The sequence below is a fragment of the Acetobacter sp. P1H12_c genome (assembly GCF_018811975.1).
Lineage (GTDB): Bacteria > Pseudomonadota > Alphaproteobacteria > Acetobacterales > Acetobacteraceae > Acetobacter > Acetobacter persici.
Map to the genome: position 1 here is coordinate 115543 of NZ_JACRVR010000005.1, position 21073 is coordinate 136615.

A 21073-nucleotide genomic window follows, 5' to 3' on the forward strand; every position below is an offset into this window, starting at 1 on the left:
AGGCTATATTATAACATAGTCTGACGGGATGAATGTTCATGCGTACAAAACAGACAGGCCTGAAACTGGCCGGTTTGCTTGCCACGGTTTCAGTCTTTGCGGCCAGTGCCGGTCTTTCTGCTCAGCCAGTCGCCCGGGCTGCGGATGCTCCGCAGGCGACGGACGCTGCAAAGCAGAAAATCAGCCTGGAAGATTTTCTCGGTAAACCGCAAAGCGTGACCAGCAATGGCTCTGTGACCGTACATGGCGCGCATATTGATTATGAAGCCGTGTCCGGCACTCTGATTGTGCATAAAGCCGGATGGGATGATTCCGAGCGCCCCGAGGCGGACAAAGAGAAGTCTCAGCCAGAGGCTGCGGCATCCATGTATTATGTCGCGTATTTCAAGAAGGGTGTGCGCCCGGAAAACCGGCCCATCACGTTTGTTTATAACGGCGGCCCGGGTTCCTCCAGCGTGTGGCTGCATATGGGGGCGTTTGGGCCCAAAAGAGTTGTCACGTCGGATGATAGCCACACCCCCGCTGCGCCCTACGCCATTGTGAATAATAATGACAGCCTGCTGGATGTGACTGATCTGGTCTTTATCGATGCACCGGGAACCGGCTACGGGCGTCTGATCGGCAAGGATAAGGAAAAGGCCTTCTGGGGCACGGACCCGGATGCCGGTGCGTTCACGGACTTTATCGCGCAGTTTCTCTCCCGTTTCGGGCGTTATAATTCTCCCAAATATCTGTTTGGTGAAAGTTACGGCACGACGCGGTCTGCAATTGTGGCCAATAAGCTGGCGGATGATAAAGGGATTGATCTGAACGGCGTGATCCTGCTCTCGCAGATCATGAACTACGATAACGATATTGATGGGGTTGCTATGAACCCCTCAATTGATCAGCCGTATGTTCTGGCTCTGCCGAGCTATGCCGCCACGGCGTGGTACCACAAACGTCTGCCAGCCGAGCATCCTGACCTCAAGGCGTTCCTGAAAGAGGTGGAGCATTTTGCGCTGACCGACTACACAGCGGCCTTGCAGGAAGGAAACGCAATTTCTGACGCGCAGCGTGATGCCACAGCGCAGAAGCTGCATGACTATACTGGTCTGCCGGTGGACTATATTAAAAAAGCTGACCTGAGGATTAATGGCGGGGAGTTTGAAAAAACCCTTCAGGGCGATAAGGATCTTGATACCGGCCGTCTGGACAGCCGCTTCTCCGGCCCGACGATGGATAAGCTCTCCCAGTTCTCATATTACGACCCGCAGTCCTCTGCCATGTCTTCAGCCTATATCGCCGCGTTTAATGACTATGCGCGAAATACGCTGCATTACGGCAACTCTCCGGCCTTTGGTGATGGGTATCAGGAATACAAATTCTTCTCTGACGCCATCATGAAATGGGATTTTTCCCACAAACAGCCCAACACTGATTTCCCCATTCATGGGGCGGTCAATGTGCTGCCGGATCTGGCATCTGCCATGAAGCATAATCCGAGCCTGAAAGTGATGCTGAATCAGGGCTATTATGATCTTGGCACCCCTTATTATGAGGGGATTTATGAAATGAAGCATCTGCCTATTTCACGTGACCTGAGCAACAATATTCAGATTGTGCAGTATGAATCCGGGCACATGGTATATGCCAACCAGAATGCTCTGACCCAGTTGCATGATAACGTCGCGAAATTCATCACGCAGACGCACAGTGCTCCGGCTGCGGTTCCGGCAAAATAAGACTGATCAGTGTGAGAATGGGGCGGGAACAGTCCTGCCCCGGACAGGATTTTTAAAGCGGGGGCTTGCTGATACCGGCAAGCCCCTGTTTTTGTCTGAGCACAGCAATCACCAGACTGGTGCTGACGCCCGCAACGCCTCCAAGCCCCAGCCAGTATAAAACGCCCAGCGCTGGATTATGGATCAGGCAGAGGACTAGCGCGCAGCATGGTCCCAGCATACGAAGAATCTTGCTGGCCAGAACCGCGCCGGCTGAGCGCGGAAAAGGCGAGCCGCGTCTGGGCTGTAAAAACGCATGGCTCCAGAAAGCAGCGGCCCACAGTGCCAGTCCACACAGCATGATCATGGGGCACTCTCCCGTAATTTCAGGAGGGCGAAAAGAGCTATCAGGCCAGTGCAGAATGCCAGACTATCTGTTGTCAGAAAAACGCCGCCGCCCTGCATCCATGGATGTGAGCCGGAAACGAGATCCAGAAGAGGCAGCGCACATCCGGCTCCGGCAAGCAGCCCGAGTTGTTGCCGCCAGCCTGATGCAGCATGACGTGTCATGCAGAGCACCAGCGCATGAGCGGCACAGATGCCCCACACGGTAAAGAAGAGGTAAATCTCCGCCATGGTGCGGCCGGAGAGTGTGACCGGCAGACAGCGGTTAGCCCAGAAGAAGGCAAGTGTTGCTGTAGGAAACCCGATAAGTGTTGTCTGAGTCAGAGCTTCTGCCAGACGGAACAGAGCCTGCTCCCCTGAGGAGCGGCGGCGTTTCATGAGAAACACCACCAGTCCGCTTGCGGCCAGAGCGGTTGCGGCAAGGCCGGAGCAGAAATAGAGCCAGCGTAAGGAGAGAGGGGCATAGCGGGCATAATGCAGTCCGCGCACAAGCTGCATGGTGGCTGTGGCAGGCGAGCTTTGGCTGGCTGAGCGCAGAAACTGCCCGTCTTTCCGGCTGAAATCTGCATGGTCTCTGGTCAGAAAGGGGCCGTAGGCATCGCTCTTGAAAATACGGACTTCATCAGGCGTAAATAAAATCAGATTGCCATCCGGACTTTGCAGAAGCTCACGGGCCTGTGCAATGAGGGGCGAAAGAGGCGGCGGTAATGGCCCCGCCTGCAAAACACGCCCTTTGGGTGCGGTTTTTTCTTTCTTGTCCTTCCCGCCGTGATTCGAGGCAAACCAGGGCTGAGCAGGAAGGAGAACCCGCGCATGAATGGCGGTGCCGGTATAGCCCATAAAAAGAATGAAAGGCAGAAACAGCACGCCTGCCAGCAGATGGGCATCAAGCCACGCGCGTGGCCGCGGGCCAAACGGGCGAAAGAGGATAAGGTCTGGCCAGAGTGCTTTGATATGAATGACCAGCCCGGACCCGATGGACACCAGCAGGCAGAACCCCAGAAAAGTTACAATCTGCACACCGGGCTGATTGCCGCCCCGGAGGGAGAAGTGGAAATTATAGAAAAACTGTCCGCCTGCTGTCTCACGCGCCGGGACGAGTGCGCCGGTTGTGGGTTCCAGAGCCGTGCCAACAAATTCATACCCGTCATAATGCAGGACCCGCAGAACAGGATCACGGTCTGAGGGGAGGGTAAGGAAAGCGGAAAGCCCTTTTTGCTCTTCAGCCTGAACAGCCTGAGCGGTGGCCTGTAACGCGGCCGGTGTCAGGGTGGTGCTGTGTGCCAGCGAGACTTCGGGCTGCATCCACTGGGTGATTTCCGTATCAAACACGGCCAGTGTGCCGGACGCAAAAACAAGCACCAGAAGCAGCCCTGCCAGAAAGCCAACCCAGCTATGGAGCCACCCCATATGCACCCGCAAAGTTTCACGCATGGGTCGTCTTTCTCATCAGGAGGGGAGAATGCTGGCAAGAGCGATGGAGGCACACACCACAACGCCAAGAATCAGCCCCCATGAGTGGCGGCGTCCTGCAAAACCGGCCAGAACCAGCACCGGAACAAGGGCGGCAATTACCATCCCGCCCAGATCTGTTTTAAGCCGGGCATCTTCAAGCGGCAGGAGGCGGGTCAGAACCATAATCAGATGGGCAGTTATAAAGGAGAGCGCGCAGACGCAGGCCAGCAAGCCGGACCGCCGCAGAACGGTCTGCCTTTTCTGGCTCTTTTTTGCATCTGGCCCGGAGGAAGAGCCAGCCAGACCGGTCTTTTGGGTGCGACTCATTCTCATGTTGCTAGGTGTTCAGAGGGGTGCTGTAAAGCCCGGAACGGAGACGATTTTATAAAATAATATTGCGAATGTCTCTTAATTGCGTCTATGGAAGCGCACACTGTCTTTATTTCTGGATTTATCATAATGATGCGTGGTCGCCCGCCTGTCCTTTCTTCGCTGCGCCATGTGGGGCGGGGTGCAGTCCTGCTGGCAAGTGTTGCCGTTTTAAGTGGGGCCGCGTTTGCTGAGCCGCAGGAGACAACGGCAGCGGTGGCTGCTGATAAATCTGCCAGAAAAGACAAAAAACCGACAGAGACTGAGCAGCAGTCCCGGCAGGATGAAAGCCTCCTTGTAACAGCCCGGCGGCGCAACCAGATGGAAGTGATCAGCGGCGGGCAGCTTGGGGCTCTGGGCACCAAGAAGGGGCTGGATGTGCCGTTTAACATCCGCAGCTATACGTCCAGCCTGATTCTTAACCAGCAGTCCCAGACGCTGGGTGAGGTGCTGGAAAATGATCCGTCCGTGCGCACCACCTACGGCTACGGGAATTTCTCTGAAATTTTCGTTATCCGTGGCTTCCCGGTCTATGGGGATGACGTTGCGATCAATGGCCTTTACGGCATTACGCCCCGGCAGCTTGTCTCCCCCCAGCTTTATGATCAGGTTCAGGTGATGAACGGCGCCAGCGCCTTTCTGAACGGGGCTGCTCCCGGCGGGACCGGTATTGGCGGCACCATCAACCTGATGTTCAAACATGCGCAGAAAACCCCCATCACGCGCCTTACGGGGGATTACGCCAGTCAGGGTGTCGGGGGTGGTAGTCTGGATGTGGGGCGGCGTTTTGGGCAGGATAAAGCCTATGGCCTGCGTCTGAACGTGGCCGGTCTGTCTGGCCAGACATCGGTTGATCATGAACGCCGCCACTCCACAGCCCTTGGTGCTGATTTTGACTGGCACGATGATAAAACCCGTATTTCTCTGGACATGAATTACCAGAATCAGGGCGTGAATGGCGGGCGTCCCGGTGTCTTTCTGGGGGCCAGCGCAACAGGTGTGCCGCGTGTGCCGGGGGCGTCCCATAATTATGGGCAACGCTGGACCTATAATGATCTGAATTATATTTTCGGCATGCTCAACGTCGAGCATGATCTGTCAAAACATATTACGCTTTATGGGGCTTTTGGCGGTCTGGGGAGTGATGAAAAGGGGAATTACTCCACGCTCACAGTGCAGAATTCCCAGACGGGTGCTGCAACCGCCGGGGCGATGTATGTGCCGTATCAGCAGACGAATGAAAGCACACGGGGTGGTGTGCGCGCGCATTTTGATACCGGCCCGGTCAAGCATGAAATAAATGCCGGTGGTTCTGCCCTGTGGGAGGAAAGCCGGACGGCGTATTCCATGGCGCTCAGCTCATTTGATACAAATCTGTATAATACGGGGGCTGTTGCTGCGCCTACTGAAAACTGGACCGGGGGCAATCTGGATAACCCGCTGCCTACCAGCCGCACGCAGCTTTATAGTCTGTTCTTCTCAGATACGATGTCCTTCTGGCAGGGTCGCGTCGCGCTGACGGCCGGGTTCCGTTACCAGAATATGCTGATTAACGGTTATAATGCGTATGGCGATGGTGCGCGGACGGCCCATTATAATGAGGATGCGATTACTCCTGTTGTCGGGTTGGTGGTGCATCCTACCCGCCGTACCTCCATTTATTTCAACCGGATTGAAGGGCTGGCGCAGGGGCCGACGGCAACCGGGACCAATGTGGTCAACCTCGGGCAGATTTTCCCGCCTTTTAAAAGTGTGCAGTATGAGGTTGGCGCGAAATACGACACCGGGCGCTTTACAACAACGCTGGCATTTTATCAGATTTCCCAGCCCAACTCCTATACGGAACCCTATGGGAACAGTGGCGCCTTTATTTTCCGGGAAAATGGATTGCAGCGGAACCGTGGAGCTGAGTTGAGCATCAATGGCCAGATCCTCCCCGGTCTGCGCTTTAACGGGGGCGCTACGCTGATTGATGCTGATCTGCGCCGCACCGCACAGGGCGCTAATGACGGCCATACCGCGATTGGTATTCCCAATTATACCATCAACGGAAATCTGGAATATGACCTGCCATTCCTGCGCGGGGCGACACTGGTCGGTCGTGTGGAAAATACCGGCAAACAGTGGGTGAATACGAGCAACACACTGCATCTGCCGGTCTGGACACGGTTTGATCTGGGCGCGCGCTATACTTTTGCCGTGGCGCATAAACCTCTGACACTCCGTTTTGGCGTCGATAACCTTGCCAATACCCGCTACTGGGCGTCGGCTTTTAACGGCTACCTGTTGCAGGGTCTGCCCAGAACATTCAAATTCTCCTTCACTACCGATCTGTAATTGCTGCCGCGCGTGGTCATGCTTAAGTCTGGATAAGGTTCGGGGATAAAGAGCCGTTTTCTTTTCAGCCGTTTTTATAAAGCCACCCTTCGGGGTGGCTTTTTTTGTTCGGACATAACAATGCAGGACAATCGATGCGCCACTTCTGAGGAAGTGGCGCTTTTGCGTGAGCGTGTCGCGCGCGTTGAAGGGGGGCATGACCACCTTCGTGACGGGCTGGATACGTTATCGCGTCAGTTTTCTGATTTGCGGAGGGATCTGACGCACTCTGTTGCGGAAAATGCGGCACGCACACGCCATGAAATTATGGCCCGTGTGGATGATATGAGCCGTGATGCGCAGAACCGTGATGCGGAAGTTTCAGACCGTCTTGCGCGGATAGAAGGCGGAATCCGTCTGGCAAACTGGGCCATGCTCACCTGTATCACGCTAGCCACAGGCCTGCTGGGGTGGGAGCAGATGGGGAGTGCTGTCTGGCGTTTTCTCCTGTCTGTAACGCGGTTTTCCTCATGAACGGGGCGGTTGAAACTGCCGCCCGCACGGCATGGGGGGAAGCACGCGGGGAAGGACTGCGCGGGATGCAGGCCGTGCTCAATGTGATCGGGAACAGGGCTGCCCGCCCCGGGTGGTGGGGGCGCGATATTGCATCGGTCTGCACAGCGGAGGCGCAGTTTTCCTGCTGGAATATGCAGGACCCCAATCGGGCCGCACTCCTTGCTGTGACGCAGGCAGACGCACAGTTCCGGCAGGCCAGCGCTCTTGCCGCCCAGCTTTGCCGTCAGCAGCTTTCAGACCTCACCACCGGGGCGGATCATTATTACGACTGGCGCGGCGCAAAGCCTGTCTGGGCACGAAAACAATTTTTCACAAAAACAATAGGCCATCACGCATTTTACCGGATTGGCCTGAAAGGATAGACGTTATGAAACAGACACTTCTGACAAGCGCCAAAGTCAGCGGCCTTGCAGCTGCTATCCCGATGCTTCTGGGCGCGGTTCCCGAGGCGTGGGATCACCTTATCTGCACGCTGATTGTTGTGTGCGGTGCCATCAGTACGGTCGTCCCTGTACCGCATGCGGGGTCTGCATGGATGGTGGCTTACAAAATTCTTTCAGTCGCCGGGCTGAATTTTGGCTGGGCTGCTAATCATCTTGCGGCAGCCGCGGGCACAACGCTTTCAGGTGGCGATACAGACTCGAAAAATACTGCTGTTGCACAGGCACCAAAAGCCGACGCATCATAACAGACTGTCTTTTTATGCAGCGCGCCGCGCCGGGAACACCGGGTGTTGCGGCGCGTTCCTACAGGTAAGCAGGAGGGTGTTTTATGGAAAAATTGTCTGAGGATTTTAAAGAACGCCAGAAGCCGGTGGCGCGCATTATTGTTGCGACAGGTGTGGCGGTGGCTGGTTTTCTGGTCATGCTGTTCCGGACCATCAGGAAGTCCTAAGGGTTTCCGGCGTCTTTGCTTTTAAAAATATGGCCCGGCCCTTTCTGCGTCAGCAGAGGGAGCCGGGCCTCTTTTTTTGTTTCCCGTCACCTGTACCCGTTATCCACAGGCTTACCCCCGCAGGCATCCTCAGATTCTGGGGATAAGTGCAGCCAGAGTGCGGCACGATGCGCAAGGCTGAATACGGAGATCGGAGAGGGGGGGGTGAGTCAGCTAAGAACCTGGGCATTGTGCGAAGCTGCGCGCGCAGGTCTTTTTTAGAGGAGGCAGATTTAAGGTAGCCAGAAACGGGCAGGATTTAACCGTGCTGTTTCTCGCACGTGTTGTTCTGCTGTGGCTGCAAAATGGGAAGAGGGGAGAGGCTACTCTCATCACCCCTCATGCCGGAAGCATGGAGGGGATGAAGAGCAGTAGATACAAAAAAACCGCAGCAAGCTGCGGTTTTTTTTGGTGCCCAGAAGAAGACTCGAACTTCCACGACCTTGCGGCCACAGATACCTGAAACCTGCGCGTCTACCAATTCCGCCATCTGGGCTCAGAAGGCAACCGGGTCACCCCGGCTGGTGAAGGGGTATTTAGCTTGGCCCATGACCCCCGTCAACGGGGAAAATACATTTTTCTGCGGTTTTGTTTCTTTTTCATGACGGGCGCAGGATTATGCCCCCTAACGCCGCGGAAAACCGCCATTTTTGTGGAGTTGAGCGGTATTTTTCATGCAGATCACGTCGCCAGATACGGCTGCTGACCTATTTGTGCGCACCCGGCATCCGGAAAAGGGGCGTAGACTGCGCGCAGCTTACCCGCGGATCGCGGGGCGGAGAGCAGACAGGAGTGAAAAGAACCCATGAGTGAGCAGAAGATCGCGACAGTGTTCGGCGGTGGGGGTTTTGTCGGGCGCTATGTTGTTCAGCAACTGGCCGAGGCGGGGTATCGGGTTCGCATTGCCTGCCGTCGGCCGGACAAGGCGGGTGTGCTGCGGGTTTTGGGGAATGTCGGGCAGATTGCCCCGTTTTATGCCTCAGTGCTGGATGATGCGTCGGTCGCCTGTGTGGTGGAAGGCGCGTCGGTGGTGGTTAATCTGGCGGCTGTGCTGGGGGATGCATCCGGGCAGGGGCTTGAAGCCGTTAATGTTCAGGGCGCGGGTCGCGTTGCGCGGTTGTCCGCTCAGGCAGGTGTTTCCACATTCGTGCAGATGTCTGCGCTGGGGGCCTCTCATACCGCTCCGTCAGCTTATGGGCGGAGTCGTGCTGCCGGGGAGGACGCGGTAAGAGCGGCTATCCCGCAGGCCTCCATTATTCGTCCTTCCGTTATTTTCGGGCCGGAAGACCAGTTTTTCAATATGTTCGCGATGCTGGCGCGTTATCTGCCGGTTCTGCCTGTTTATGGGGCCCGCACCCGCCTGCAGCCCGTGTATGTGGGGGATGTTGCGCAGGTCGTGGCGCGGCTGGTGGAAGAGCCTTCTCTGGCGGGTCGGGAATGGGCGCTTGGCGGCCCGGATATTCTGACCATGAAGCAGATTTACCAGTGGGTCCTGCACACCACGCAGCGTTCGCGCGCACTTTTTGAGGTTCCTCCGGCGCTGGCGCGGATTCAGGCCGCCATTTTTGAACGTCTGCCGGGTTCTATTCTCACGCGCGACCAGCTCCTGATGTTGTCTCAGGATAATATTGTATCGGCCGGTCAGCCGGGCTTTGCGGAACTGGGAGTGACTCCGCAGAGTATTGATGCCGTGGTGCCGTTCTACCTGACCCGGTATCGGGCCGGAGGAGGGCGTTCTGGGATTCGTGTTGAAAAATAAGGGGTTAACAATAAAAAGGTCCGGAATAGATCATATTTATCGAGGATTTTTCGCCGCCTTCTCTTTCGAAAATTGGAAAAATGCAGAAAGGGCAGCAATGCTGTCTTTTCAGGATGCTGTGTAAGACGCTACCTCATTTCTGCTTGTTTGGGGCGAGGTCTGTCTGACGCGCGCCCTGTCTCCGGGGATCGCCTTATGACCACACCCATGCTGAAATTTGTCTCTGTCGCTCAGAAACAGCCCGATAAGCGCACGGCTCAGGCGCGCCGGGCTGATTTTGATGAGATTTATGAGGACTTCGCACCAGCGGCTGCGGGCGTGCAGGCCAGCCGGTGTTCTCAGTGCGGTGTGCCGTTCTGCTCCGTCCATTGCCCGTTGGGGAATAATATCCCCGACTGGCTGATGCTGACGGCGGAAGGGCGGCTGGAAGAAGCTTATGAAGTCTCTTCCGCAACCAATACCTTCCCGGAAATCTGTGGCCGTATCTGCCCGCAGGACCGCCTGTGTGAAGGCAACTGCGTCATTGAGCCGGGGTTTGAGAGCGTCACCATCGGGGCCGTTGAGCGTTATATTACGGACACCGCTTTTGAGAATAACTGGGTCAAGCCGACGCGCCCGGTGCGGGAACGCGCTGAGAGTGTCGGGATTATCGGCGCTGGTCCGGGTGGTCTGGCTGCGGCGGAACGCCTGCGGGCCTCAGGCTATCAGGTCCATGTGTATGACCGGTATGACCGCGTGGGTGGCCTGCTGGTTTACGGAATTCCCGGCTTTAAGCTGGAGAAGGATATTGTGGCCCGCCGCCATGCGCTGCTGGAAGAAAGCGGCGTGGTGTTCCATCTGGGGCAGGGTGTTGGCAGTGGTAAAGGGGAGCTTTCCTTCGCGGAGCTGCGCACCCGCCATCAGGCTGTTCTGATTGCAACAGGTGTCTACAAATCCCGCGAGATTGGTGGGCCGGGGGCTGGTCTGGCTGGAATTGAGCGCGCACTGGATTACCTGACCGCCTCCAACCGTCGCTCTCTGGGTGATACGCTGCCGGATGATGCACTGGCACTGGATGCCAAAGGCAAAAATGTTGTGGTGCTGGGCGGTGGGGATACCGCCATGGATTGCGTCCGCACCGCTATCCGTCAGGGCGCAAAATCCGTGAAGTGCCTGTATCGGCGCGATAAAGCCAACATGCCGGGGTCCGCGCGGGAAGTGAAAAACGCGGAAGAGGAAGGTGTGGACTTTGTCTGGCTGTCTGCTCCGGAAGCTTTTCTGGGCGATGACCATGTCACAGGTGTACGCGCTACCCGCATGAAGCTGGGCCTGCCCGATGCGACAGGCCGCCAGTCAGTCGAGCCGCTGGAGGGCAGTTCCTTCACACTGGACGCAGATCTGGTGATCAAGGCTCTGGGGTTTGACCCGGAACCGCTGCCTCAGTTGTGGGGGGAGCCTGATCTGGCCGTCTCCCGCTGGGGCACGCTCAAAGTGGGGCATGACAGCTTTATGACCAGCCTGCCCGGCGTGTTTGCCGCCGGGGATATTGTGCGCGGGGCCAGTCTGGTGGTGTGGGCTATTCGCGATGGTCGGGATGCGGCGGAACGCATCCATCAATGGATTGAAACACATGCAACGGCGCAGACCGTGGCGGAGCAGGGATAATGGGTATGCAGAAGCATCCTGACACCACGCATGGTGAAAGCGCCAAAGAGTTTTTTGAAGCGTGGGACAACAATGTTGCCGCTCTGGACGGGCTGTATGACCCGGCGGATGAGCGGGATTCCTGTGGCGTTGGTCTGGTTGCCGCACTGGATGGCAAGCGCCGGCGTGACGTGGTGGAAGCCGGTATTGCGGCCCTGAAAGCCATCTGGCACCGCGGCGCTGTGGATGCCGACGGTAAAACGGGTGATGGCGCCGGGATCCATGTTGAAATTCCGCAGAAGTTCTTTGCCGATGCAATTACCAGCACCGGGGATCAGCCGGTAGAAGGGGCCCTGATTGCGGTTGGTCAGGTATTCCTGCCCAAGACGGACCTTGTTGCGCAGGAACAGTGCCGCCAGATTATTGAGACGGAAATTCTGGCTTTTGGCTACGGCATTTACGGCTGGCGTCAGGTGCCGATTGACACGGCCTGTATTGGTGAAAAAGCCAATGCTACGCGGCCGGAAATTGAACAGATCATGATCCGTAATCTGCCGGGTACGGCAGAGGATGCCTTTGAGCGTGATCTGTATGTCATCCGTCGGCGGATTGAAAAAGCGGCGATTGCAGCGCAGGTTGACCTGTATATCTGCTCTCTGTCCTGCCGCTCCATCATCTATAAAGGCATGTTTCTGGCCGAGCATCTGACGGAATTTTATCCGGACCTTCTGGATGAGCGTTTTGTCAGCCGCTTTGCCATCTATCATCAGCGGTATTCCACCAATACCTTCCCGACATGGAAGCTGGCGCAGCCCTTCCGGCGTCTGGCGCATAATGGTGAAATCAACACCATTTCTGGCAACATCAACTGGATGAAAAGCCACGAGACACGGCTGTCTCACCCGGATCTTGACCCGTGGATGAAGGACATCAAGCCGCTGGTGCAGGCGGGCGGGTCCGATACCGCGACGCTGGATAACGTGTTTGAACTGCTGACCTTTGCCGGACGGGATGCGCCTGCCGCCAAAGCCCTGATGATCCCGGCCAGCGTGGGCGGGAATTCTCTGATGAAGCAGTCCCACCGGGACATGTTTGCCTATTGCAACGCCGTGATGGAACCGTGGGACGGCCCGGCCGCCCTGTGCGCAACGGATGGCCGCTGGGTGGTCGCTGGTCTGGACCGCTCCGGTCTGCGCCCGCTGCGCTACACGGTGACAGATGATAATCTGCTGATTGTCGGCTCTGAAACCGGCATGGTGCGTGTGCCTGAAAGCAATGTTGCCAAACGCGGGCGGCTTGGGCCGGGCGATGTGATTGGCGTCGATCTTCAGGAAGCCCGCCTGTATGGCAATGAGGAATTGCTGGATCTTCTGGCCTCCCGTCAGGATTTTTCCTCATGGGTTGGCGGTATTCAGAAAATCGGCTGCATCGTGCGGTCCGATGTGAAAGAGCCCGTTTTCTATCAGGGCGATGAACTGCGCCGCCGGCAGCTTGCCGTCGGCACGACGCTGGAAGAGCTGGAAGCCATTCTGCACCCGATGGTGGAAACCGGGAGCGAAGCGATTGGCTCCATGGGGGATGATACGCCGCTGGCGGTGCTGTCTCCGCGCTTCCGGGGGCTGTCGCATTATTTCCGGCAGGGCTTTAGTCAGGTTACCAATCCGCCGATTGATTCCCTGCGCGAATCCCGCGTGATGAGCCTTGTGACCCGTCTGGGAAATCTGGGGAATATTCTCGATCAGTCCGCAGAACAGTGTGAAATGCTGCAACTGCCCAGCCCGGTTCTGACATCGGGTGAATATGAGGCTCTGCGCGCCTTCTGCGGCACATCCGGGTGTCTGATTGACTGCTCCTTCCCGGCGAAGGAAGGCGAGTCTGGCCTGCGTGAAGCCATTGCCCGCATCCGGCGTGAGGCGGAAGAAAGTGTGCGCGGTGGCTGCACGCATGTCTTCCTGACGGATGAAAACCAGTCTCCGGACCGGGCCTATATCCCGATGATTCTGGCAACGGCGGCGGTCCATACGCATCTTGTCCGCAATTCTCTGCGCACCTTCACGTCTCTCAACGTGCGGGCGTCCACCACGCTGGATGTGCATTCCATCGCCGTGACCATCGGGGTGGGGGCGACGACGGTAAACCCGTATCTGGCGCAGGAATGTATTGCGGACCGGCATCGTCGCGGCCTTTTTGGTAGCCTCAGCCTGCGTGAATGTATGGAGCGTTACCGCAAGGCGGTGGATAAAGGGCTGCTCAAGATCATGTCCAAAATGGGCATATCAATCGTGGCGTCTTACCGTGGCGGCTGCAACTTTGAGGCCGTGGGGCTTTCCCGCGCACTGACGGCAGAATTCTTCCCCGGTATGCCGTCCCGCATTTCCGGTATTGGTCTGCCCGGCATTGCACGTAACGTGCTGACCTTCCATCAGGAAGCATGGGATTCCGCGTCTCTTGCCCTGCCTGTCGGTGGTTTTTACAAACTGCGCCGCAAGGGGGAACAGCATGCGTTTGATGGTACGCTGATCCATATGCTCCAGACCGCAGTGGCGAGTGACAGCTTTACCATCTACAAACGCTATGCCGATGCCGTGCGCGCCCAGCCGCCGGTGGCACTGCGGGACCTGCTGGACTTCCGGGAAGGCCGCACACCCATTCCGGTGGAGGAAGTGGAAAGCATTACGCAGTTGCGGAAACGCCTGATCTCACCAGCAATTTCTCTGGGCGCACTTAGCCCGGAAGCGCATGAGACGCTGTCCATCGCCATGAACCGGATTGGGGCGAAGTCTGACTCTGGGGAGGGCGGTGAAGATCCGGAACGCGCAAAACCGCGCCCGAATGGCGATAATGCCTCTTCTGCCATCAAGCAGGTGGCGTCCGGCCGTTTTGGCGTGACGGCGCAGTATCTGAATGATTGCCGTGAGCTGGAAATCAAGGTGGCACAGGGTGCCAAACCGGGTGAGGGCGGCCAGTTGCCGGGCTTTAAAGTCACGGAACTGATTGCAAAGCTGCGTCATGCCACACCGGGTGTCACTCTCATTTCTCCGCCGCCGCATCACGATATTTATTCAATCGAGGATCTGGCGCAGCTCATTTATGATCTGAAACAGATCAACCCCGAGGCGACTGTGACCGTCAAACTGGTCGCACGCTCCGGCATTGGCACTATTGCGGCGGGTGTGGCGAAGGCGAAAGCCGATGCCATTCTGATTTCCGGCCATTCTGGTGGCACCGGGGCTAGTCCGCTAACTTCCGTGAAGTATGCTGGTCTGCCGTGGGAACTGGGGCTGGCGGAAGCCCATCAGGTGCTGATGCTCAACCGCCTGCGGCACCGCGTTAAGCTGCGCACGGATGGCGGTATCAAAACCGGGCGGGATGTGGTGATTGCCGCCATGCTGGGTGCGGAAGAGTTCGGGATTGGCACCGCCAGCCTTGTGGCCATGGGCTGCATCATGGTGCGCCAGTGCCACTCCAACACCTGTCCGGTGGGCGTGTGCTCGCAGGATGAGGCGATGCGCAAGAAGTTTGAAGGCACACCGGAGAAGGTGATCAACCTGTTCTCCTTCATTGCGGAAGATGTGCGCAATATTCTGGCGTCTCTGGGCTTCCGGAGCCTGAATGAAGTGATCGGCCGGACTGATCTGCTGCGTCAGGTCTCACGTGGTGCGGATTATCTGGATGATCTGGACCTCAACTCTCTCCTCTCACAGGCAGATCCGGGCCCGTATGCACGCTACTGCACGCTGGAAGGCCGGAACGAGGTGCCGGACACGCTGGATGCGCAGATGATCAGCGATGCAAAGCCGCTGTTTGATCACGGCGAGAAAATGCAGCTGCATTACAATGTGCAGAACACGCAGCGTGCCATTGGCACCCGTATGTCCTCGCTCATTGTGCGCAAGTTTGGCATGACGACGCTGGCGCCGGGGCACCTCACGGTGCGTCTGCGTGGCTCAGCCGGGCAGTCCCTCGGGGCGTTTGCCGTGCAGGGGCTGAAGCTCGAAGTGCTGGGGGATGCCAACGATTATGTCGGGAAGGGCCTCTCCGGGGCGACCATCACCGTACGACCTTCTCCGTCTTCCCGCCTTGTCAGCAACCAGAACGCCATTATCGGCAACACGGTGCTGTATGGCGCGACAGCCGGGGAACTTTATGCCGCAGGGCAGGCGGGTGAACGCTTTGCCGTGCGCAACTCCGGTGCGGTTGCTGTGGTGGAAGGCTGCGGGTCCAACGCCTGTGAATATATGACGGGCGGCACCGTGGTGGTGCTGGGTGAAATTGGGGACAATTTCGGCGCAGGCTTTACCGGCGGCATGGCGTTTGTGCTGGATGATGCCAACACCTTTGAAAAGCGCGTTAATCCGGAGGCACTCCTCTGGACCCGTGTGACGGAGGGCCGCTGGGCGCAGGACCTGCGGCGTCTGGTCGAGCGGCATGTGGAAGAAACCGGCTCGCCTTACGCGACAAACCTGCTGCACAAATGGGACGATGTTCTGCCGCGCTTCTGGCAGATTGTGCCGAAGGACTATGCCCGCATCATCGGCTTTACTGTGCCGGAGGAAGCACTGGCTCAGTCTGCCTGATCAGGCCTGTTTCTGAGCAGAGAATATCTGCTCAGAAACAGTATTCTGGAAGGCTGGCTTCTGTTTCCTCAGTGAGGGAAGGGGAGCGGCCTGCCGGGGGAGGCGTGACCTGCGCCTTATGTGAACCCCGATTGCGTTCACATGTACTCGCCTCATGATAAATTGCACGGTAGGATGCGGCTTATGAAACAGACAGCGCATTCTCACCGTTCGTCCCGGCTTCCGGCCTTCGCTGCGGAAGCGGGGGCTGTGGCCGCAACCAGTGCCGCGCCGGAGCAGGGGGCTTCCGCCCTTCCGCGCTGGGACCTCTCGGCTCTCTATAATAGTATGGAAGATCCCGCCATCACGCAGGATCTGGATCAGGCTGCGCGGCAGGCACAGGACTTTGCCGCCCGGTATCAGGGCAAGCTGGCCGGGCTGAGCGGGGCGGAGGTTGCCGAAGCGATCCGGGCCTGTGAGGCAATTGAGGAAACGCTGGGTAAAGCGGGGTCCTACGCCTCCCTGCTGTTTGCCGCGAATTCATCCGATCCGGCCATCAGCCGGTTCAGCCAGTCCATCAGTGAAAAGCTGACGGAAATTTCCACGCATCTTCTGTTCTTCACGCTGGAACTCAACCGGCTGGATGAGGCCGATCTGGCGCAGAAAATGCAGGACCCGGCTCTGGCGCACTGGAAGCCGTTTCTGGATGATACCCGTCTGTTCCGCCCGCATCAGCTCTCTGATGAGGTCGAGAAAGTTCTGCTGGAAAAATCTGTCACGGGTGCGCAGTCCTGGTGCCGACTGTTTGATGAGACGATAGCCGCCCTGCGCGTCACGCTGGATGGCACGGACATGCCGGTTGGCGATGCGCTGAACCGCCTGTCCGATTCGGATCGCTCCGTGCGGGAAAAAGCCGGGAAGGCTGTGGGCAAGGTGTTTGGTGAGAATGTGCGGCTGTTTGCCCTCATCACCAACACACTGGCCAAGGATAAGGCCATTTCCGACGGGCTGCGCCATTACGCCCGCCCCACATCCTCCCGCAATCTGTCCAACATGGTGGAAGATGAGGTGGTGGATGCGCTGGTCTCTGCCGTGCGGGAAGATTATCCGCGTCTGGCGCACCGCTATTACGCCCTGAAGGCGCAGTGGATGGGGCTGGATAAGCTGGAACACTGGGACCGCAACGCCCCGCTGCCCGGTTGTGAAGACCGTAAAATCCCGTGGGACGAAGCAAAACAGATTGTGCAGAAAGCCTATGATGGCTTTGACCCGCGCATGGGCAAGGTGATCAACACCTTTCTGACGCATCCGTGGATTGATGTGCCGCCCGCACCCGGAAAGTCTCCGGGGGCCTTTGCGCACCCCACGGTGCCGTCCGCGCATCCGTTCATCCTGCTCAACTATCATGGCCGCACCCGGGATGTGATGACGCTGGCGCATGAGCTGGGGCATGGTGTGCATCAGGTTCTGGCGGCAAAGCAGGGCTATTTTCAGTCCAACACTCCGCTGACACTGGCTGAAACCGCGAGTGTGTTTGGGGAAATGCTGACCTTCCAGTCCCTGCTGGATGCCGAGACAGACCCGGCGCGCAAACGCACGCTGCTGGCGGGCAAGGTGGAGGATATGCTCAACACCGTGGTGCGCCAGATTGCGTTCTACGAGTTTGAAACCCGCGTGCATGATGAGCGGAAATCCGGGGAGCTTCTGCCCGAGCGGATTGGGGAAATCTGGCGACAGGTGCAGACAGAAAGCCTTGGTCCGGCCTTCAACTTCACGCCGGAGTATGACGTGTTCTGGGCGTATATCCCGCACTTCATTCACTCGCCGTTCTATGTCTATGCCTATGCTTTTGGGGATTGTCTGGTGAATGCCCTGTATGGCGTGTTCAGTGAGGGCGCTCCGGGCTTTCAGGACAAATATATCGCCATGCTGGAAGCAGGCGGCACCAAACGGCACAGGGAACTGCTGGCGCCCTTCGGGCTGGATGCGTCTGACCCCGGCTTCTGGCGCAAGGGGCTGGATGTGATTTCCGGCTTTATCGACCAGCTGGAGCAGGCATAACATGGCGGAGCGGGATCTGGATAATACCGGCGTTTTTGGGGAACTGCGCCGGATGGTCCAGACAACCGGCACCGTGGGCGGCATTGCGGCCCGCCTTGCCGGGCACAAGATGGGTATCCGCTCTGGCGGGGCTTCTCACGCGGAAGACCTGAAGTCCATTCTCGGCGGGCTGAAAGGGCCGCTGATGAAGGCCGCACAGCTTCTCTCCACCATTCCCGGCGCACTGCCGGATGAATATGCGGAAGAACTCGCCCAGTTGCAGGCTAATGCGCCGCCTATGGGCTGGAACTTTGTGCGTCGCCGCATGACGGCGGAGCTGGGGGCTGGCTGGGAGAAGAATTTCCGCTCCTTCGGGCGGGAGGCCTCAGCCGCCGCAAGCCTCGGGCAGGTGCACAAAGCGGTGCTGACCGATGGCCGGCAGGTGGCGTGCAAGCTGCAATATCCGGACATGAATGCGGCGGTGGAAGCAGACCTGCGCCAGTTCCGGATGGCTATTGGTGTTTATCACCGGCTGGATAACGCCATCCGGCAGGATGATGTGGTGGAGGAACTGACCGAGCGCCTGCGTGAGGAACTGGATTACCTGCGTGAGGCCGCCAATATGCGCCTGTATCGCAGCGTTCTGGCAGACTGCCCGGAGGTGACGGTTCCTGCCCCGGTGGATGAACTCTGCACACGCCGCCTGCTGACCATGGAATGGGTCAATGGACGTGGCCTGAACGCGGTTATTCAGGCAGGGCTGACGGAAGAGCAGAAGCAGAGAATTGCCCGCACGCTGTTCCGTGCGTGGTATGTGCCGCTCTATCAGTATGGTGTGGTGCACGGGGACCCGCATATGGGCAACTTCACCGTGCGGGACGATTACGGCCTGAACCTGCTGGACTTTGGGGCAATCCGTATTTTCAGCCCGGCCTTTATCAAGGGCAATCTTGATCTTTATCGCGCCTTGCAGACCAAAGATAAGGAGCTCGCCACGCAGGCTTACGCGGCATGGGGCTTTAAAGATCTGACGCCTGACAAGGTTGATGTGCTGAATGAGTGGGCCGGGTTCCTGTATGAACCGCTGATGGATAACCGCGTGCGGTATATTCAGGAAGGCAACAACCCCAATCAGGGCCGGGAAATCCTTACCCGCGTGCATGAGGGCCTGCAACGCACCGGGGGCGTCCGTCTGCCGCGTGAATTTGTGCTGGTGGACCGCTCTGCTGTGGGGCTGGGGTCTGTCTTTATGCGGCTGAAAGTGAAAATGAACTGGTACGAGCTCTTCCATGAGATCGTGCAGGAGTTTGATGAGGCTGCTCTGGCAGCCCGCCAGAAAGCGGCGGTGGACGCAGCCCGCTTCCCGGAAACGCCGGCCAGCTAACAAGCGAGTAGAGCGCCGGGGCTCCCGTAATCCTGCCTCACGCCTTCCCCCACAGGGAATGTGCGAGGCAGGGGCGCCCCGGGACTCTGGTCGGAGGCGGGAGGCAGGTCTTTCAGGGGTTTAGTAAGCCTGATAGTCCACTTTTTTCAGGTGCTTTTCGTTATAATCAAGCTGGTCCTGCGTGAGCTGGAAGCCCACTTCAAACCGGTAATCCGAATCCGTGTTTTTGGGTGGAATGGGCAGATCAACCGTGACGACCTTGCTGTCACTCGTGATGCTGGAGAGGTTGGCCGGGAACTGGAATGTGTGTTTGAACACATGCTTGTTCACAATCTTATCGCCATGCAGCACGGCGATAAACCATGGCAGCGTAACGGTGCTGCCTGCCGCTGCGGGGCCGTGACTGACCACAAAGCGCAGCGCGATTCGGGTTTTCAGGTCCTTCGGACCGGCAGCCAGACAGTCCCCCTGCAACTTCAGAATGCTGGCTTTTGTAATCAGGTGCGGGAAGGTCGCGGTCTTGCCGTCATACAGATAATAATCCGCGGCTTCCGGCGGAATATGCGTCAGCGGGCAGGACGGCGCGAAGGATATGGAGGCACTTTCCTCATCCCCGCAGCCACCAAGGGTGGTCAGCAGGCCAAGAGCCGCAAGACCTGACACCGCAAAGCGGGGCAGCAGACGGCATGGACGAGAAAGGTCTTGGGACATGTGCAAATCCGGAATTATCGGTTAGAGGGGGTTGAACAGATAAAAAACAAGCAAAATAGAACATCAAGCAGGGGTGTGCTGGCCACCATGCCGGAAAACGGGTTGCATCACCACCTCGGTTTGCGTAGGCCATGGCCACGGTGACCGAGACCTGCTCAGGGTTTCGGGCATAGCCTACCTTACTTAATGCTTCTTAGTAGCTGTTTTTTCTATACCGTCCGCCGCAAGTTTGGGGAACACCATGCCCGATCAAACACCGTCTGTTGCCACACAGGAGCCTGCACAGGCTTCTCATGGCAGGTCTCTCAAGGTTCTTCTCGCTGGTCCGCGTGGGTTCTGCGCCGGGGTAGACCGCGCAATCCGCGTGGTGGAAGAAGCGATCCGCCGCTACGGCGCACCTGTTTATGTGCGTCATGAAATTGTCCACAACCGGACGGTGGTGGAAGCTCTGGAAGCGCAGGGCGCCATTTTTGTCGAGGAACTGGATGAAGTTCCGGCCGATGGCCATGTTGTGTTTTCCGCTCACGGCGTGCCCAAGACGGTGCCCGCGGAGGCAGAACGCCGCAACCTGCTGTATCTGGATGCAACCTGCCCGCTGGTGTCCAAGGTGCACCGTGAGGCTGAGCGTCATTTTGCCGGAGGTGGTCCGGAAAGCCGCCATATCCTGATGATCGGTCATGCTGGCCACCCGGAAGTGGTGGGGACCATGGGGCAGCTGCCTCCCGGTGCGGTCACGCTGATCAATGATGCGGAAGAAGCCCGCACCGTGCAGCCTGCTGATCCGGCCCGTCTGGCGTTTATCACGCAGACCACGCTCTCCGTTGATGATACGGCGGAAATTGTGGACATCCTGCGTGAGCGCTTCCCGCTGATTGAAGGGCCGAAGCGCGAGGATATCTGCTACGCGACAACCAACCGTCAGGAAGCCGTGAAGGCCATTGCGCCGGAATGTGATCTGGTGATTGTGATTGGCTCACCCAACTCCTCCAACTCCCAGCGCCTGCGGGAAGTGGCTGAGCGTTCCGGTGCCGCGCGTGCCCTGCTGGTGCAGCGTCTGGATGCGCTGGACTGGTCCGTGCTGGACGGTGTGAACACGCTGGGCATTACCGCCGGGGCCTCCGCGCCGGAAGCTCTGGTGCAGGAAATGGTGGCCGAAATGGCCAAGCGTTACACGCTGTGCATTGATGAACGTACGGTGAAGGAAGAAAACGTGATCTTCCGTCTGCCTGCTCCTCTGGGCTGA

Annotated in this window: 16 protein-coding genes and 1 tRNA gene; 12 read left to right on the plus strand and 5 right to left on the minus strand. The window is 58.0% G+C overall.

Translation table 11 applies throughout. From position 1 onward, the window contains the following. The first annotated feature begins 38 nt into the window (after positions 1 to 38). Entirely contained in the window at positions 39 to 1724 is a 1686-nt protein-coding gene (locus tag KP699_RS05645) for a S10 family peptidase (protein WP_215761909.1), read from the plus strand. Positions 1725 to 1776: 52 nt separating this feature from the next. Here KP699_RS05645 and KP699_RS05650 read toward each other — a convergent pair whose 3' ends face one another. The 3 genes from KP699_RS05650 to KP699_RS05660 are packed head-to-tail and all read right to left on the minus strand — an operon-like array spanning position 1777 to position 3890. Further along, positions 1777 to 2070, minus strand: a complete 294-nt coding sequence (locus KP699_RS05650; protein ID WP_215761910.1) for a hypothetical protein — start codon at positions 2068 to 2070, stop codon at positions 1777 to 1779. After that, positions 2067 to 3542, minus strand: coding sequence for a PepSY domain-containing protein (locus tag KP699_RS05655; RefSeq protein ID WP_215761911.1), 1476 nt, complete (start codon positions 3540 to 3542; stop codon positions 2067 to 2069). The genes KP699_RS05650 and KP699_RS05655 overlap by 4 nt, the downstream gene beginning before the upstream one ends. 15 nt (positions 3543 to 3557) lie before the next feature. Next, complete coding sequence (locus tag KP699_RS05660) at positions 3558 to 3890, minus strand: hypothetical protein (RefSeq protein ID WP_215761912.1); 333 nt, start codon at positions 3888 to 3890, stop codon at positions 3558 to 3560. Positions 3891 to 4025: 135 nt separating this feature from the next. Between KP699_RS05660 and KP699_RS05665 the strand changes: the two genes are divergently transcribed. The 5 genes from KP699_RS05665 to KP699_RS16610 all read left to right on the plus strand — a co-directional run bounded on the left by KP699_RS05665 (position 4026) and on the right by KP699_RS16610 (position 7718). Next, the gene (locus KP699_RS05665) at positions 4026 to 6269 is read left to right on the plus strand and encodes a TonB-dependent siderophore receptor (RefSeq protein ID WP_215761937.1); all 2244 of its coding nucleotides are present in this window, start codon (positions 4026 to 4028) and stop codon (positions 6267 to 6269) included. 120 nt (positions 6270 to 6389) lie between these two features. Next, a complete protein-coding gene (locus KP699_RS05670) occupies positions 6390 to 6782 on the plus strand; it encodes a hypothetical protein (RefSeq protein ID WP_086656259.1) in 393 nt (130 codons plus the stop codon). Next, on the plus strand, positions 6779 to 7186 hold the full coding sequence (locus KP699_RS05675) for a cell wall hydrolase (RefSeq protein WP_215761913.1): 408 nt from the start codon (positions 6779 to 6781) through the stop codon (positions 7184 to 7186). The genes KP699_RS05670 and KP699_RS05675 overlap by 4 nt, the downstream gene beginning before the upstream one ends. 5 nt (positions 7187 to 7191) lie before the next feature. Continuing rightward, positions 7192 to 7512 carry a hypothetical protein gene (locus KP699_RS05680; RefSeq protein ID WP_215761914.1) on the plus strand — a complete coding sequence of 107 codons (321 nt, stop codon included), beginning with the start codon at positions 7192 to 7194 and terminating at the stop codon, positions 7510 to 7512. An 83-nt stretch (positions 7513 to 7595) separates the two neighbouring features. Beyond that, the gene (locus tag KP699_RS16610; protein ID WP_256442311.1) at positions 7596 to 7718 is read left to right on the plus strand and encodes a hypothetical protein; all 123 of its coding nucleotides are present in this window, start codon (positions 7596 to 7598) and stop codon (positions 7716 to 7718) included. Between the two features lie 448 nt (positions 7719 to 8166). On the opposite strand, the gene KP699_RS05685 is transcribed toward KP699_RS16610, so the two are convergent. Then, positions 8167 to 8253, minus strand: a tRNA-Leu gene (locus tag KP699_RS05685). A 309-nt stretch (positions 8254 to 8562) separates the two neighbouring features. Between KP699_RS05685 and KP699_RS05690 the strand changes: the two genes are divergently transcribed. From KP699_RS05690 to KP699_RS05710, 5 genes are all read left to right on the plus strand, one after another. Next, positions 8563 to 9516, plus strand: coding sequence for a complex I NDUFA9 subunit family protein (locus tag KP699_RS05690; RefSeq protein ID WP_215761915.1), 954 nt, complete (start codon positions 8563 to 8565; stop codon positions 9514 to 9516). A gap of 195 nt (positions 9517 to 9711) precedes the next feature. Beyond that, on the plus strand, positions 9712 to 11160 hold the full coding sequence (locus KP699_RS05695; protein ID WP_212373144.1) for an NAD(P)-dependent oxidoreductase: 1449 nt from the start codon (positions 9712 to 9714) through the stop codon (positions 11158 to 11160). Continuing rightward, positions 11160 to 15716, plus strand: a complete 4557-nt coding sequence (gene gltB, locus KP699_RS05700) for a glutamate synthase large subunit (RefSeq protein ID WP_215761916.1) — start codon at positions 11160 to 11162, stop codon at positions 15714 to 15716. The genes KP699_RS05695 and gltB overlap by 1 nt, the downstream gene beginning before the upstream one ends. A gap of 174 nt (positions 15717 to 15890) precedes the next feature. Then, positions 15891 to 17756 carry a M3 family oligoendopeptidase gene (locus KP699_RS05705; RefSeq protein ID WP_252346820.1) on the plus strand — a complete coding sequence of 622 codons (1866 nt, stop codon included), beginning with the start codon at positions 15891 to 15893 and terminating at the stop codon, positions 17754 to 17756. A gap of 1 nt (position 17757) precedes the next feature. After that, on the plus strand, positions 17758 to 19119 hold the full coding sequence (locus tag KP699_RS05710) for an AarF/ABC1/UbiB kinase family protein (RefSeq protein ID WP_215761918.1): 1362 nt from the start codon (positions 17758 to 17760) through the stop codon (positions 19117 to 19119). Between the two features lie 120 nt (positions 19120 to 19239). Here KP699_RS05710 and KP699_RS05715 read toward each other — a convergent pair whose 3' ends face one another. Further along, on the minus strand, positions 19240 to 19830 hold the full coding sequence (locus tag KP699_RS05715; RefSeq protein ID WP_035374522.1) for a hypothetical protein: 591 nt from the start codon (positions 19828 to 19830) through the stop codon (positions 19240 to 19242). 241 nt (positions 19831 to 20071) lie between these two features. Here KP699_RS05715 and ispH point away from each other — a divergent pair, with 241 nt between their 5' ends. Further along, a complete protein-coding gene (gene ispH, locus KP699_RS05720) occupies positions 20072 to 21073 on the plus strand; it encodes a 4-hydroxy-3-methylbut-2-enyl diphosphate reductase (protein ID WP_025828496.1) in 1002 nt (333 codons plus the stop codon).

Coding starts and splice junctions, on each gene's coding strand:
- KP699_RS05665 (WP_215761937.1), top strand. CDS start 4,026: ATGCGTGGTCGCCCGCCTGTCCTTTCTTCGCTGCGCCATGTGGGGCGG.
- KP699_RS05680 (WP_215761914.1), top strand. CDS start 7,192: ATGAAACAGACACTTCTGACAAGCGCCAAAGTCAGCGGCCTTGCAGCT.
- KP699_RS05675 (WP_215761913.1), top strand. CDS start 6,779: ATGAACGGGGCGGTTGAAACTGCCGCCCGCACGGCATGGGGGGAAGCA.
- KP699_RS05690 (WP_215761915.1), top strand. CDS start 8,563: ATGAGTGAGCAGAAGATCGCGACAGTGTTCGGCGGTGGGGGTTTTGTC.
- KP699_RS05705 (WP_252346820.1), top strand. CDS start 15,891: ATGCGGCTTATGAAACAGACAGCGCATTCTCACCGTTCGTCCCGGCTT.
- KP699_RS05695 (WP_212373144.1), top strand. CDS start 9,712: ATGACCACACCCATGCTGAAATTTGTCTCTGTCGCTCAGAAACAGCCC.
- KP699_RS05645 (WP_215761909.1), top strand. CDS start 39: ATGCGTACAAAACAGACAGGCCTGAAACTGGCCGGTTTGCTTGCCACG.
- KP699_RS05715 (WP_035374522.1), bottom strand. CDS start 19,830: ATGTCCCAAGACCTTTCTCGTCCATGCCGTCTGCTGCCCCGCTTTGCG.
- KP699_RS05660 (WP_215761912.1), bottom strand. CDS start 3,890: ATGAGTCGCACCCAAAAGACCGGTCTGGCTGGCTCTTCCTCCGGGCCA.
- ispH (WP_025828496.1), top strand. CDS start 20,072: ATGCCCGATCAAACACCGTCTGTTGCCACACAGGAGCCTGCACAGGCT.
- gltB (WP_215761916.1), top strand. CDS start 11,160: ATGGGTATGCAGAAGCATCCTGACACCACGCATGGTGAAAGCGCCAAA.
- KP699_RS05655 (WP_215761911.1), bottom strand. CDS start 3,542: ATGCGTGAAACTTTGCGGGTGCATATGGGGTGGCTCCATAGCTGGGTT.
- KP699_RS05710 (WP_215761918.1), top strand. CDS start 17,758: ATGGCGGAGCGGGATCTGGATAATACCGGCGTTTTTGGGGAACTGCGC.
- KP699_RS05650 (WP_215761910.1), bottom strand. CDS start 2,070: ATGATCATGCTGTGTGGACTGGCACTGTGGGCCGCTGCTTTCTGGAGC.
- KP699_RS05670 (WP_086656259.1), top strand. CDS start 6,390: ATGCAGGACAATCGATGCGCCACTTCTGAGGAAGTGGCGCTTTTGCGT.
- KP699_RS16610 (WP_256442311.1), top strand. CDS start 7,596: ATGGAAAAATTGTCTGAGGATTTTAAAGAACGCCAGAAGCCGGTGGCG.